The organism is Thioclava sp. (assembly GCF_048263065.1).
Taxonomy (GTDB): domain Bacteria; phylum Pseudomonadota; class Alphaproteobacteria; order Rhodobacterales; family Rhodobacteraceae; genus Thioclava.
In genome coordinates this window covers 44,704-57,530 of the sequence record NZ_JBLXEM010000005.1, presented here as the reverse complement: position 1 = coordinate 57,530, position 12,827 = coordinate 44,704, and the positions used below count along the sequence as shown (strand labels likewise).

The window sequence follows — 12,827 nt, the reverse complement described above, 5'->3', positions numbered from 1 at the left end:
ATGATCGGGCTTGAGACGATCACCGTGCTGATGGCAAAGCACGGGCTAGCGGTGGTTGCCCCGATTGCGGTGCTTGAAGGGCCGATCGTGACGGTGATCGCGGCGTGGCTGGCCAGCCAGCATCTGTTTTCCGTCTGGAGCGTGTCGGTCGTCGTCATCCTAGCTGATCTGGTGGGCGATATCGGACTTTATGCGCTGGGGCGATGGGGGCTGCATCGCCTGCCCGCGCGCTGGCGCACCAAGCTGGGCCTCAATCGCGAGCGGCTGCTGCGCAACGGGCGGCATTTTCGCGACAAGGGTGTGCGCACCCTGCTGTTTGGCAAATGGACTCATTCGGCGGGCGCGCCGGTGTTGGTGGCGGCAGGCGTCGCGCGGATGAATTTCTGGGTGTTTGCTGGCACGAACCTGATCGCTACGATCCCGAAATCGCTGCTGTTTGTTGCCTTGGGCTACCAGCTTGGCGCCTATTACGGCAGTATCGACAGTTGGATCGCGCGCGCCTCGCTGATTGCGCTGGGGCTGATCGTTTTGGGCGGCGTAATCTGGTATTTTCGTCGAAAGAAGCACGCGCTATGACGCAAATCAGCTGCATCATTCCCGCCTATAACGAGGCCCCGCGGATCGCCGCGGTGCTACAAACCGTGCTGGCGCATCGCCAGATTTCTCAGGTGATCGTGGTGGATGACGGATCAAGCGATAACACAGCGCAGATCGCGGAAAGCCATCAGCGCACGCATCCCCATCTGCAAGTGATCCGTCAAAGCCGGAATGGCGGCAAGACGGCAGCGGTAGCAGCAGGGATCGCGGCCAGCACCGGCAGCCATGTGATGTTGCTTGATAGCGACTTGTTGGGGCTGGGTGCGGGCGATCTGGGCGCGCTGATTGCACCGGTGGCGAGTGGCGCGGCCGATGTCTCGATCAGTCTGCGGCGCAACGCGCCCCGGCTTTGGCGCTTGATCGGGCTGGATTACATCTCGGGTGAACGGGTGCTGGCGCGCGATCTGCTGGCCGAGCGGCTCGATCAGTTGCACGCCCTGCCCCGCTTCGGGCTGGAAGTGTTCATGAACCGGCTTTGGATCGCGCAATCTGCGCGCATCGCCGTCGTTTCATGGCCCGGCGTCGATAGCCCGATGAAACACGCGAAACTTGGCAATTGGCGCAAAGGTCTGGCAGCCGATGCAAAAATGATGCGCGATATCTTTCGCACCATCACGCCCGCGCAATCCCTGCGCCAGATCTTGACGATGCGTGGGCTGCGAGTGACGGCCCAAAGCCCGCCCCGCTCGACCCCACTTGCGCGACGCAAACCGCGCTAGGATAGTATTTTTCGTAACCCGCCAATTCGGAGGCACCATGACCCAGCACAAAAGCGTTATCATCATCGGTTCAGGATCGGCCGGGATTTCGGCTTTGCGCGAAGTGCGCCGGGAAACAGAAGATTTCCTGATCGTAAACGCGGGCGACTGGGGAACAACTTGCGCGGCGCGTGGCTGCATGCCCTCCAAGGCGATGATCGAGGCTGCCAACGCCTTTCACCGCCGCAAGGATTTCGCAGAGTTCGGGATCAGCGGCGGCGAAGACCTGCGCGCCGATATTCCCACGATTCTAGCGCGGGTGCGCGCCCTGCGTGACGGTTTTGTCAAATCGCCCCGCGAAGTGCCGCAGAAACTGGGCCAACGCGCAATTTCGGCGCGCGCGCAATTGCTAGGGCCGAACCGCGTGCAGATTGAAGGCGTGGGCGAGGTCACCGCCGATGCGATCATTCTGGCGACCGGATCCTCGCCGATCCTGCCCAAGCCGTGGGAAAAGTTCGGCAACCGCATTCTGACCACCGACACGCTGTTTGAACTGCCCGATCTGCCCAAGCGCATAGCGGTGATCGGCATGGGCGCAATCGGGGTGGAATTGGCCCAGGCGATGGCGCGTCTGGGCGTCGAGGTGGCGGGGTTTGACGCGCTCGAAACCGTGGCTGGCGTCAGCGATCCCGATGTCGCCACCGCCCTGCGCGAGAGTATCAGCAAAGACCTGACGCTATATCTGGGCGCACCTGCCGAGATTAAAGACAACGGAACCACCCTGACGGTCTCGGGCGCGGGCGGGCAGTTTGAGGCCGATGCCGTGCTCGCCGCGATGGGGCGTCGACCCAATATCGCCGGGCTGGGGCTTGAGACTCTGGGCGTGCCACTCAACGATCGCAAGATGCCCGAGGTCAATCCACACACGCTGCAAATCGGCGACTTGCCAGTCTTTCTGGCGGGCGATGCGAATGGCGACCGCGCGCTGCTGCACGAAGCAGCCGATGAGGGCCATATCGCGGGGCGCAATGCGCTGGCGAAATCCGCGCATGCCTATCACCGCCGGGTGCCGCTGGCGATCACGTTCTCCTCGCCCAATGCGGCGCGGATCGGAAAAGGTTTCAAAGAGTTGCAAGGCGAAGCTATCCTGATCGGCGCGCAGGATTTCGCCCGTCAATCGCGCGCGCGGATGGCCGAGAAAGCCCACGGGATGATCCGCATCTATGCCGCCAAGGAGAGCGGCAAACTGCTGGGGGCCGAACTGGCGCTGCCCGAGGGTGAACATCTGGCGCATCTTCTGGCATTGGCGCTGCACAAGGACATGGATGTGCATGATCTGCTGGGCATGCCGTTCTATCACCCGGTGTTTGAGGAAGGGCTGCGCAGCGCCTTGCGCCAAATCATGCAGGAATTGCCGCAGTCGGGAGAGTCCGATTTGGCCGATTGTCCCGCTTGCGGGCATGAGGCGCTTGATTAAGGCGCGCCCCTTCGCGCGCACAACACATCGGTTCAATTTATGCGGCGCGGGCGCTTGGCGCACTGGTGCCCTCCCGCCTGCACCCTACCTGTAAGTCAGGCTTGGCGCAGGAGGACGCCAGAATGAACCGTCTCAACGAATTTATGGGGCGCAAGATTGCGCGGTTCCTGCAAGGGCGCACCCGATTTTACCAAACCTTCGCGGCCGTCCCGACGCCCACGCTGCGCGAAAGCCTGCGCCCCGGCGATGTGCTGCTGGTCGAGGGGGACCGACGGATCTCGGCGGCGATCAAATATCTCACCCATTCGACGTGGTCGCATGCCGCCTTTTACACCGGCGGACCCGCGGGGGGAGAGTTGATCGAGGCCGATCTGGAACATGGTGTGCAGATCACTGGACTAGACGTATACGCCCATCTCAACACCCGCATCTGCCGCCCCATCGGGCTGCCCCACGATCAGATTGAGGCGCTCATTGATTACATGCAGCGCGCAGTTGGGCGGCGCTATGACCTGAAAAATGTGGCTGATCTGGCGCGCTATCTGATGCCGCACCCGCCCGTGCCGCATCGGTTTCGCCGCCGCTTGCTTGCGCTCGGGTCTGGAGATCCGACTCGCGCGATCTGCTCGACGCTGATTGCCGAGGCATTTCATTCGATCCACTATCCGATCCTACCCGATATCGAGATGGTGGGCAGTCAAGAAGCCGCGCGCGAAATCCTGCATATCCGGCACTATTCGCTGTTCACCCCGCGCGAATTCGATCTTTCGCCTTACTTCAAGGTGGTTAAACCAACGCTAGAGCGGGAATTTGACTATAAAACGCTGAATTGGGATGAAACTGCGCGCGCAGAACAGGCTTGACCGCAAAGACTGCACAAGGCTTTTTATCGCATCGGCGCACCCGCGCGTGACTGAAGGGTGAAAAATGACGAAGAAGCACAGCAATCTACTGTCGCGCGCGCTGCTGGGTCGCAAATACTCCGAGTTGCAGGCCGACGAAAAGCGGGTCATCGAGCAGATTTCGTTGACGCGGATGACGATGCCCGCCGGGCAAGGTGCAGGCGACGCTACATTCGGGCAAAGGCTGGCGGATCGGGTCGCGCAGTTTGGCGGGTCCTGGACCTTTATCATGATCTTTGGCGGTGTTTTGGGGGTTTGGGTCCTGCTCAACGGGTTCCTGTTGATGCGGCCAGAGCGGTTTGATCCCTACCCGTTCGTATTTCTCAATCTCATCTTGTCGATGCTAGCCGCGATCCAAGCCCCGATCATCATGATGTCGCAAAACCGCCAATCCGAAAAAGACCGCATCGCCGCGATCAGTGATTATCAGGTCAATCTCAAGGCCGAGATCGAGATTCTGGAATTACACCAGAAAGTGGATCGCCTGACCGAGATGTTGAGCCACCCCGCCAATCCCCGCTGAGCGGACAAGATAGGTCAGGCACCTCCGGCGGGAGTATTTTTTGCTAGATGAAAGGGCGCGCCGCTTACATCGAGAAAGAAATTCCGCAACCGCACGAACTGGTCGCGTTAGGGTTTTCCACCACGAAACGCGCCCCGATCAGTTCATCAGTGAAATCGATCACGGCGTTTTCGAGAAAGGGCAGAGAGACCGGGTCGATCAGCACTTTTTGCCCCCCCCCTTCCAGTACAATGTCATCGCTTGCCGGGGTTTCTTCCAGCTTGATGTCATATTGAAATCCCGAGCAGCCCCCGCCCTCGACCGCTATACGCAGGGCTTGCGGCGCGCTGCGATCAGCGTTGATTTCAGCCAGCCGGTCAAAGGCGCGCTGGGTGACTTTGGGGGGCAGTTGCATCGGGTGACCTCCGGCTTGGCCGCTGGGGCCTGTATTTTGGTGCTATCCGAGATATAGGGGGACAACCGCCACGCGACAAGACGAGGATCGCTGTGCTTAAACCCTATGCTTGCCAGCCCGAGGATTCCCGCGGGCGTCTTCACCCGGAAAAGATTTCCACGTTTCGCTCGCCGTTTCAGCGCGATCGCGACCGGATCATCCATTCCTCGGCGTTTCGCCGTCTCAAGCACAAAACGCAGGTGTTTGTCGAACATGAGGGCGATTATTATCGCACCCGTTTGACCCACACGATCGAGGTTGCGCAGGTCGCGCGCACGATTGCGGGGGTGCTAGGGCTGAACACCGATCTCGCCGAGGCGGTGGCGCTGGCGCATGATCTGGGCCATCCGCCGTTCGGGCATACGGGCGAAGATGCTTTGGCCGAGCTGATGGCCCCTTACGGCGGGTTTGATCATAATGCGCAGGCCTTGCGCATTGTGACCAAGCTGGAAAAACACTACGCCGATTTCGACGGGCTGAACCTGACATGGGAAACGCTGGAAGGGATTGCCAAGCATAACGGGCCGGCGATTTCGCACACGGGCGGCTCGCATTCCTACCCCTCGCGCGCCGATCTGCCCTATGCGCTGGCTGAGGTGGATGCGCAGTGGGATCTGGAACTGGAAACCAATGCGAGCGCCGAGGCGCAGGTTGCCGCTGTCGCTGATGACGTCGCCTATAATCACCACGATCTGCATGACGGGCTGCGCGCGGAGTTGTTTGACGAAGACGATCTGTGCGGCCTGCCGGTGATTGGTGAATGCTTCGCGCAGGTCGACGCGCTGTATCCCGATCTGGATCGCACGCGCCGCCAGCACGAGGCCCTGCGCCGGGTTTTTGGCGTCATGGTTGAAGACGTGATTGCGGTGGCGCAAAACCGGCTCACCTCGCTGGGTCCGGAAAGTGCCGATGACATTCGCCATATGGACGGGCCGATCATCCGCTTTTCCAAGCCGCTTTATCAAAACCTCAAGGCAATCAAGGGCTTCTTGTTCGAGCGCATGTATCGTGCCCCCACCGTTATAGTAGAACGCAAGCGTGTCACCGCGATGATTGATGCGCTGTTTCCACTATTCATGGAGCGCCCCGAATTGCTGCCCGAGGAGTGGCTGGAAGAGGTCGCTTTGGCGCGCCAAGAGGGCGGCGATCGCACCCGCCCCGAGTCAAAGCAGGCGCTGGCACGGGTCGTTCTGGACTATGTAGCAGGCATGACCGACCGTTTCGCGATTCAGGAATATGAACGTTTGGTAGGGCGCGCGCCCTAAATCGGGAACCTGAAGTCGCGCGGCCCGTTACCCCAGCAACAGAAACGCCACGAACAGGAGAGACGCCATGATTAACAAACATGCAACCGCGCATTGGGAAGGCCCGATCAAAGAGGGCAAAGGCACGATCTCGACGCAAAGCGGCGCGCTTGACGGCCAGCCCTATGGTTTCAACACCCGCTTTGAGGGCGAACCCGGCTCTAACCCCGAAGAGCTAATCGGCGCGGCCCATGCGGCCTGTTTCTCGATGGCGCTGTCGTTGGAACTTGAGAAAGCAGGCGTCAGCGACGTGGTGATCGACACCAAGGCCGTCGTGTCGCTGGATAAAGAGGGCGACGGCTTTGCGATCAAGAAATCCGCGCTCACCAGCACAGTGCAGGGCAAGGGCGATGAAGCGGCCATCCGCAAGGCAGCAGAAGGTGCCAAGGCGGGTTGCCCAGTCTCTAAGGTTCTCAATTGCGAGATCACGCTGGATCTGACAATCGCCTGATCGCCGCCAAATGCGCGACCAAGACGCCCCCACCGGGGCGTCTTTTGCATCGGCGTCCCCGCGCTTGTCCTGCCCCCCCGCAAGGCGCTACATCTGAGGTCGCAGCAGCCCCGGAGACGCCCATGAAAATCGCGACCTTCAACATCAACGGCATCAAGGCCCGCCATCCGGCGCTGATCGACTGGCTGCGCGAGGCGCAACCCGATGTAGTCTTGCTGCAAGAGATTAAATCGGTGGATGAGGCTTTCCCGCGCGAGCTGTTCGAAGATTTGGGCTACGCCGTCGAAACCCACGGACAGAAAAGTTTCAACGGCGTTGCGATCTTGTCGAAACTACCGCTTGAGGATGTGACGCGCGGATTGCCCGGCGATGGCTCGGACGAGCAGGCCCGCTGGATTGAGGCGACGGTGGTGGGCGATCGTGCGGTGCGGCTATGTGGGCTCTATTTGCCAAATGGCAATCCGGTGGAGTTTGACGACACTGGCGCGCCGATCCGTGAGGGAAAATACGGCTACAAGCTGAGCTGGATGGAGCGGATGCGCGCGCGCGCCGCAGAGTTGCTTGCGCTTGAAGAACCGTTCCTGATGGCGGGCGATTACAACATCATTCCCCAGGATGAGGATGCGGCCAAGCCTGAGGCATGGCGCAAGGATGCGTTGGCCCTGCCGCAAAGCCGCGCCGCTTATCGCACAATCCTGAACATGGGCTTCACCGAGGCGTTCCGCACCCGCAATCCAGTGCCGGGGGACTATTCGTTCTGGGATTATCAGGCGGGCGCTTGGTCGCGCAATAACGGCATCCGCATTGATCACCTGCTGCTGAGCCCGCAAGCCGCCGATCTGTTGCGCGACACCGGAATCGACAAGGAAATTCGCGGCCGTGAGAAGCCCTCGGATCACGTTCCCGTCTGGATCGAATTGGCCGCCTGACCCCTCTTGCGTCCCCGTCCGCCTCGTTCCACCATTGGCACCCAAGGAGGATAACATATGCAAGATCAAATCAGCCGCCATCCGGTGCCAAAGCTATCGGAGATGCCCGAGGATATTCGCACCCGCCTTGAGGCCGTGCAAGAAAAGGCGGGCTTCATTCCCAACATTTTCCTCGCGCTCGCCCATCGCCCCGACGAGTTTCGCGCGTTTTTCGCCTATCACGATGCGCTGATGGAGCGCCCCGGCAACCTGACCATTGCCGAGCGCGAGATGATCGTGGTGACGACTTCGGCGGCGAACGAGTGCCAGTATTGCGTGATTGCCCATGGCGCGATCTTGCGGATTCGGGCGAAAGACCCGCTGATTGCCGATCAGGTCGCGGTGAATTATCGCAAGGCGTCGATCACGCCACGCCAGCGCGCGATGCTCGATTTCGCGATGAAAGTGTCGCAACGGGCGCAAGAGGTCGAGGCGGAAGATTACGCGGTGCTGCACGAGCACGGGTTCAGCGATGACGACATCTGGGATATTGGCGCAATCTCCAGCTTCTTCGGGCTATCCAACCGGCTGGTGAACATGGCCTCAATCCCACCCAACCGGGAATTCTACGCAATGGCGCGCTAAGGGTGCCCCTGCCCCGTTGAGCCTTGCGCGCGCCGCGGTTACGCTGGGTGCGAAGCTGAAAGGACGCCCCATGACCGAGTATTTCGACACGCCCGAAGCCCGCCGCATTGCCTATAACCTTACGCCCGGAACCGGCCCCGGCGTGGTGTTTCTGGGCGGGTTCAAATCGGACATGGAGGGCACCAAGGCGCTTGCACTCGAGGATTGGGCGCGCGCGCAGGGTCGGGCGTTCCTACGTTTTGACTATTCCGGCCATGGGGTTTCTGCCGGCGCATTTGACGAGGGCGCGATTGGCGACTGGTATGAGGACGCGCGTGATGTGATCATGGCGCTGACCGAGGGGCCGCAAATTCTGGTCGGCTCGTCGATGGGCGGCTGGATTTCGCTTTTGATGGCGCGTGAGCATCCTGAAAAGCTAGCGGGACTGGTGACCATCGCCGCCGCGCCAGATTTCACCGAAGACGGCTATTGGGCGAGCTTTGATCAGGAAACGCGCCACAAGCTGGAATCGCAAGGCTCGGTCGAGGTGCCTTCGGATTATGGCGACCCCTATGTCATCACGCGCCGCCTGATCAACGAGGGGCGTACCCGGCTGGTGCTGCGCAGCCCGCTTGCGCTACCGTTCCCCACGCGGTTCCTGCAAGGCACGGCCGATGATGCTGTCTCAACCGAAACGGCGCTGCGCCTGCTGGACCATGCGGACAGCGAAGACATGCGCCTGACGCTGGTGAAAGGGGCCGATCACCGCTTTTCGACACCCGAATGTCTGGCCTTGGTCGAGACCGCACTGACAGAGGTGATCGACGCGCGGCAATAGGTGTGATCACGCCATTTGGGTTTGCCTCCGCCCCCGCCTTGCGGCACACTCGCCGCGAAAGAGCGCGATCAAGCGCCGACAAACGAGGTGAGAGCAATGCAAGACGATCCCGTGATCTTCCTGCCCGGATTGATGTGTGACGCGCGGCTGTTCTGGCATCCGCTGCAAGAACTGTCAGCAGATCGCAGTGTCAGCGTAGCGCGACTGCGCGGTGCCTCAATTGAAGAGATGTCCGCACGGGTCTTGGCCGAAGCCCCGCCGCGCTTTGCGCTGGTCGGGCATTGGCTGGGCGGAGTCGTGGCGATGGACGTGATGCGCCGCGCGCCCGAACGGGTCAGCCAGATCGCCCTGATCGACATCTCGCCGCTGCCCGAGACGCCGCAGATGGCCGGCAGGCGCGAGCCGCGCATGGTGCGCGCCCGCACCGGACGGCTGGACGAGGCGATGCTGGAAGAAATCCCGCCCGCCACGCTGGCACCGGGGGAAAATCGCCCGCATGTGCAAGCTTTGATGCTGGAAATGGCCGCAGCCCTTGGCCCAGACACGTTTATCGAGCAATCGCGCGCCTTGATGCGGCGGCCCGATTTTCAGCGCACGTTACGATCAACCCGGACTCGGGCACTGCTGATGTGTGGCGAATATGACCAAATCTGTCCGCCCCGCCGCCACGAATTTCTGGCCGAGTTGATGCCCCATGCCGAATATCGTCTGATCTTGGGTGCGGGCCATCTAAGCCCGTTGGAGCAGCCTGAAAAAATAACGCAGGGGCTGCGCGATTGGCTCGACGCGCCCCTGCTATTGGCTTGATCTCGCGGACCGGTTCGACTTAGGCACTGGCCTTTTTCGCGCTCGGCTTTTTGCGGATCGGCGTGACGGTTGCTGCCTTGGCCTTGGGGCTCGTTTGCTCGGCGCCATCGGCGTATTCGTCGATGAAATCCAGCACCAGCGGGCGAATGTTACTGCGCCAATGCGAACCAGCAAAGATGCCGTAGTGGCCAGCTTCTGGTTCGAGGTGGTTATTTTTCATCGCGTCCGGCACACCGGTGCACAGATCCAGCGCGGCCACGCATTGACCGGGTGCCGAGATGTCGTCTTTCTCACCCTCGACCGTCTTGATCGCAACCGAGGTGATCTTGCCGATATCCACCAGCTTACCGTTGATTTCAAAGCGGTTCTCCGCAATCTCAAGCCCTTTGAAAATGCGATCAACAGTCGAAAGGTAGAACTCTGCGGTCATGTCCATGACGGCAAGGTATTCGTCATAAAAGCGGTAGTGTTTATCCAACACCGTGGCCTCGCCCGAGGCCTCGTTCCAGATTTTTTCCTTAAACGCCTGTGTGTGCTTGTCCATGTTCATCGAAATGAACGAGGCCAGCTGCATCAGGCCGGGATACACCAGACGCCCTGCGCCCTTGTATTTAAACCCTACGCGCTGGATCACCATCTGCTCAAGCTGACCCATCGTGACTCGACGGCCGAAATCGGTGACTTCGGTGGCGGCGGCATCAGGATCAATCGGGCCACCAATCAGCGTCAGGGTGCGCGGCTGTGCTGCGGGATCTTCCTCGGCCAGATAAGCGGTCGCGGCCAGCGCCAGCGGTGCGGGCTGACAGACAGCGATCACGTTGGTATCGGGGCCGAGTTCCTTCATGAAATCGACAAGATAGAGCGTATAATCCTCGATATCGAACTTGCCTGCGCTGACGGGAATATCGCGCGCATTGTGCCAATCGGTAATCCAGACATCGGCATCAGGCAGCAGCGAGGTCACAGTCGAGCGCAGCAGTGTCGCGTAATGGCCCGACATCGGGGCAACCAACAGCACGCGGCGTGCCATCGGCTCGCGGCCATGCACGTTGAAATGGATCAGTGAGCCAAAAGGCTTGTCCATCACGGTCTCGACCTCAACAAGGTGATCGCGCCCATCGTCAGCGGCAATCGAAACGATTCCCCAATCGGGCTTGATCACCATGCGCGCAAACGATCGTTCCGTTACCCGCCCCCAAGCCGACATGACTTTGAACATCGGGTGCGGTGTCAACCCCCAGATAGGATAGGACGCCATGGCGCGCGCCGAAGCCCCCATCCACTCATTGGTATTCCTGACTGTCTCCATCAGGTCATAGCTCATGATGTTCTTCATTTTGGCTCCTTGGCCGGGGCGTGGAGGTAAAACCTACACGATGATAGTCAAACGCCGCTTTACCCCAAGACTACGGCAAGATTATGCTGTCCTAGAGGATAGGGAGGATTTAGCGCTATGACAACTGAGGACGAGCACAAAAATGCTGCATCGCAGAAAATGCAGGAAAATATCGCACGGATCGAGGCGCTGACCGAGCGAATGGTCGGCGCTTTGTCGCATAAACGCCCCCCCAATACCGCCCTAGAGGGCCCCGGCCCAGATTTGCAGCTCTCGGCGACGACAGCGTTGATGAAAGAGTGGATGGCGAAGCCCTCCAAGATCTTTGAGGCGCAAACCAACTACTGGTCGCAGGCGTTAAAACATTACGTTGAGGCGACGGAATCGCTGGCCCAAGGCACGTTCCGCCCACCCGAAGACCCCGGCCCGACCGATCCGCGCTTCAAGAACCCGCTTTGGGACAGCCACCCCTATTTCAACTTCATCAAGCAGCAATATCTGATCGCTTCCAAGGGGGTGCAGGATGCCGTCGATCAACTTGACGAGATCGACGAGACTGACCGCAAACGCCTGAATTACTTTTCGCGCCAAATCATCGATCTGATGTCGCCGACCAATTTCCTCGCGACCAATCCGGACGCGCTAGAAAAGGCTGTGCAGACCGAGGGCGAGAGCCTTGTGAAAGGCCTTGAGAACCTTGTGCGCGATCTCGAGGCGAACCAAGGCGACCTGCTGGTGACGTTGGCCGATAAAGACGCCTTCGTGGTGGGCGAGAATATCGGCACGGCTGAGGGCTCGGTCGTGTATCGCAACCGCCTGTTTGAACTGATCCAATACAAGCCGACCACTGAAAAGGTTCATAAAACGCCGCTGATCATCTTCCCGCCCTGGATCAACCGCTTTTATATCATGGACCTGAAGCCACAGAATTCACTGATCCGCTGGATCGTCGATCAGGGCTTTACGCTGTTCATCGTAAGCTGGAAAAACCCCGACCAAACCTATGCCGATGTCGGGCTCGAAGACTATGTGCAAGAGGGCTATCTTGAGGCGATTGATCAGGTCAAAGCGCTGACCGGTGAGCCCAAGGTCAACGCCGTCGGTTATTGCATCGCGGGCACTACGCTAAGCCTCACGCTGGGACTGCTCAACAAGCGCAAGGACCGCTCGATCAACTCGGCCACCTTCTTTACCACGCTCACCGATTTCTCGGATCAGGGCGAGTTCACCGTCTTCTTGCAAGACGATTTTGTGGACGGCATCGAAAAGCAATGTGAAGCCGATGGCGTGCTGTCTTCGTATTTCATGTCGCGCACGTTTTCCTTCCTGCGCTCGCGCGATCTGATCTATCAGCCTGCGATTCGCAGCTACATGATGGGCGAGGCCCCGCCTGCCTTTGATCTGCTTTTCTGGAATGGCGATTCCACCAACCTTCCGGGCAAGATGGCGGTGCAATATCTGCGCGGGCTGTGCCAACAAGACAAGTTTGCTGGCGAAGGCTTTGAGGTGCTGGGCGAAACCGTCAGCGTGCGCGATGTGAACGTGCCGCTGATAGCGATCGCCTGTGAAAGCGACCATATCGCGCCTTGGATTGCATCCTTTAACGGGGTCGCGAAGATGGGATCGAAGGACAAGCAGTTCATCTTGTCCGAATCAGGCCACATCGCGGGCATCGTGAACCCGCCGAGTAAAATGAAATACGGGCATTACACCTCAACCGCCCCTGTAGCCGACCCGAATCAATGGAAGGCCGAGGCCGAGTTCCATGACGGATCTTGGTGGCCCCATTGGGGGGAATGGCTGGCGAAAAAATCGGGCAAGATGGTTCCCGCGCGCGAACCCGGCGGCCCTGATCACAAAATTCTCTGCGCCGCTCCGGGCACTTACGTCAAAGAGGTCGCGAAGATCTAACGTTTCCCTCTCAGATTG

The 12,827-nt window shown here is 60.0% G+C and carries 14 protein-coding genes; 12 read left to right on the top strand and 2 right to left on the bottom strand.

Annotation, left to right across the window (positions count from 1 at the left end; translation table 11 throughout):
• The 5 genes from ACN0SD_RS08870 to ACN0SD_RS08850 all read left to right on the top strand — a co-directional run bounded on the left by ACN0SD_RS08870 (position 1) and on the right by ACN0SD_RS08850 (position 4,197).
• On the top strand, positions 1–576 hold the full coding sequence (locus ACN0SD_RS08870; RefSeq protein ID WP_417807879.1) for a DedA family protein: 576 nt from the start codon (positions 1–3) through the stop codon (positions 574–576).
• Positions 573–1,316, top strand: a complete 744-nt coding sequence (locus ACN0SD_RS08865) for a glycosyltransferase family 2 protein (RefSeq protein WP_417807878.1) — start codon at positions 573–575, stop codon at positions 1,314–1,316. The genes ACN0SD_RS08870 and ACN0SD_RS08865 overlap by 4 nt, the downstream gene beginning before the upstream one ends.
• Before the next feature lie 37 nt (positions 1,317–1,353).
• Positions 1,354–2,772, top strand: a complete 1,419-nt coding sequence (locus ACN0SD_RS08860; RefSeq protein WP_417807877.1) for a dihydrolipoyl dehydrogenase — start codon at positions 1,354–1,356, stop codon at positions 2,770–2,772.
• 122 nt (positions 2,773–2,894) lie between these two features.
• Positions 2,895–3,635, top strand: a complete 741-nt coding sequence (locus tag ACN0SD_RS08855) for a lipo-like protein (protein WP_417807876.1) — start codon at positions 2,895–2,897, stop codon at positions 3,633–3,635.
• Positions 3,636–3,699: 64 nt separating this feature from the next.
• The gene (locus ACN0SD_RS08850; protein WP_417807875.1) at positions 3,700–4,197 is read left to right on the top strand and encodes a DUF1003 domain-containing protein; all 498 of its coding nucleotides are present in this window, start codon (positions 3,700–3,702) and stop codon (positions 4,195–4,197) included.
• Positions 4,198–4,261: 64 nt separating this feature from the next.
• Here the strand turns inward: ACN0SD_RS08850 and ACN0SD_RS08845 are convergent, their stop codons facing one another.
• Positions 4,262–4,591, bottom strand: a complete 330-nt coding sequence (locus ACN0SD_RS08845) for a HesB/IscA family protein (RefSeq protein WP_417807874.1) — start codon at positions 4,589–4,591, stop codon at positions 4,262–4,264.
• Positions 4,592–4,683: 92 nt separating this feature from the next.
• Between ACN0SD_RS08845 and ACN0SD_RS08840 the strand changes: the two genes are divergently transcribed.
• The 6 genes from ACN0SD_RS08840 (at position 4,684) to ACN0SD_RS08815 (ending at position 9,562) form a co-directional block, all read left to right on the top strand.
• Complete coding sequence (locus tag ACN0SD_RS08840; RefSeq protein ID WP_417807873.1) at positions 4,684–5,895, top strand: deoxyguanosinetriphosphate triphosphohydrolase; 1,212 nt, start codon at positions 4,684–4,686, stop codon at positions 5,893–5,895.
• A gap of 67 nt (positions 5,896–5,962) precedes the next feature.
• Entirely contained in the window at positions 5,963–6,385 is a 423-nt protein-coding gene (locus tag ACN0SD_RS08835) for an OsmC family protein (RefSeq protein WP_417807872.1), read from the top strand.
• Positions 6,386–6,507: 122 nt separating this feature from the next.
• Positions 6,508–7,314, top strand: a complete 807-nt coding sequence (gene xth / locus ACN0SD_RS08830) for an exodeoxyribonuclease III (protein ID WP_417807871.1) — start codon at positions 6,508–6,510, stop codon at positions 7,312–7,314.
• Between the two features lie 57 nt (positions 7,315–7,371).
• The gene (locus ACN0SD_RS08825) at positions 7,372–7,938 is read left to right on the top strand and encodes a peroxidase-related enzyme (protein WP_417807870.1); all 567 of its coding nucleotides are present in this window, start codon (positions 7,372–7,374) and stop codon (positions 7,936–7,938) included.
• A 70-nt stretch (positions 7,939–8,008) separates the two neighbouring features.
• Positions 8,009–8,755 (top strand): alpha/beta hydrolase, encoded by a 747-nt coding sequence (locus ACN0SD_RS08820; RefSeq protein ID WP_417807869.1) that lies wholly within the window; start codon positions 8,009–8,011, stop codon positions 8,753–8,755.
• Between the two features lie 96 nt (positions 8,756–8,851).
• Positions 8,852–9,562 (top strand): alpha/beta fold hydrolase, encoded by a 711-nt coding sequence (locus ACN0SD_RS08815; protein WP_417807868.1) that lies wholly within the window; start codon positions 8,852–8,854, stop codon positions 9,560–9,562.
• 19 nt (positions 9,563–9,581) lie between these two features.
• Here the strand turns inward: ACN0SD_RS08815 and phaZ are convergent, their stop codons facing one another.
• On the bottom strand, positions 9,582–10,898 hold the full coding sequence (gene phaZ, locus ACN0SD_RS08810) for a polyhydroxyalkanoate depolymerase (RefSeq protein WP_417807867.1): 1,317 nt from the start codon (positions 10,896–10,898) through the stop codon (positions 9,582–9,584).
• A gap of 117 nt (positions 10,899–11,015) precedes the next feature.
• Between phaZ and phaC the strand changes: the two genes are divergently transcribed.
• The gene (gene phaC / locus ACN0SD_RS08805; protein ID WP_417807866.1) at positions 11,016–12,809 is read left to right on the top strand and encodes a class I poly(R)-hydroxyalkanoic acid synthase; all 1,794 of its coding nucleotides are present in this window, start codon (positions 11,016–11,018) and stop codon (positions 12,807–12,809) included.
• The last annotated feature ends 18 nt before the right edge of the window (positions 12,810–12,827 follow it).

Bases quoted from the DNA above. Each gene is read 5' to 3' on its own strand.
- ACN0SD_RS08870 (WP_417807879.1), top strand. From the start codon at position 1: ATGATCGGGCTTGAGACGATCACCGTGCTGATGGCAAAGCACGGGCTA.
- ACN0SD_RS08865 (WP_417807878.1), top strand. From the start codon at position 573: ATGACGCAAATCAGCTGCATCATTCCCGCCTATAACGAGGCCCCGCGG.
- ACN0SD_RS08860 (WP_417807877.1), top strand. From the start codon at position 1,354: ATGACCCAGCACAAAAGCGTTATCATCATCGGTTCAGGATCGGCCGGG.
- ACN0SD_RS08855 (WP_417807876.1), top strand. From the start codon at position 2,895: ATGAACCGTCTCAACGAATTTATGGGGCGCAAGATTGCGCGGTTCCTG.
- ACN0SD_RS08850 (WP_417807875.1), top strand. From the start codon at position 3,700: ATGACGAAGAAGCACAGCAATCTACTGTCGCGCGCGCTGCTGGGTCGC.
- ACN0SD_RS08845 (WP_417807874.1), bottom strand. From the start codon at position 4,591: ATGCAACTGCCCCCCAAAGTCACCCAGCGCGCCTTTGACCGGCTGGCT.
- ACN0SD_RS08835 (WP_417807872.1), top strand. From the start codon at position 5,963: ATGATTAACAAACATGCAACCGCGCATTGGGAAGGCCCGATCAAAGAG.
- xth (WP_417807871.1), top strand. From the start codon at position 6,508: ATGAAAATCGCGACCTTCAACATCAACGGCATCAAGGCCCGCCATCCG.
- ACN0SD_RS08825 (WP_417807870.1), top strand. From the start codon at position 7,372: ATGCAAGATCAAATCAGCCGCCATCCGGTGCCAAAGCTATCGGAGATG.
- ACN0SD_RS08820 (WP_417807869.1), top strand. From the start codon at position 8,009: ATGACCGAGTATTTCGACACGCCCGAAGCCCGCCGCATTGCCTATAAC.
- ACN0SD_RS08815 (WP_417807868.1), top strand. From the start codon at position 8,852: ATGCAAGACGATCCCGTGATCTTCCTGCCCGGATTGATGTGTGACGCG.
- phaZ (WP_417807867.1), bottom strand. From the start codon at position 10,898: ATGAAGAACATCATGAGCTATGACCTGATGGAGACAGTCAGGAATACC.
- phaC (WP_417807866.1), top strand. From the start codon at position 11,016: ATGACAACTGAGGACGAGCACAAAAATGCTGCATCGCAGAAAATGCAG.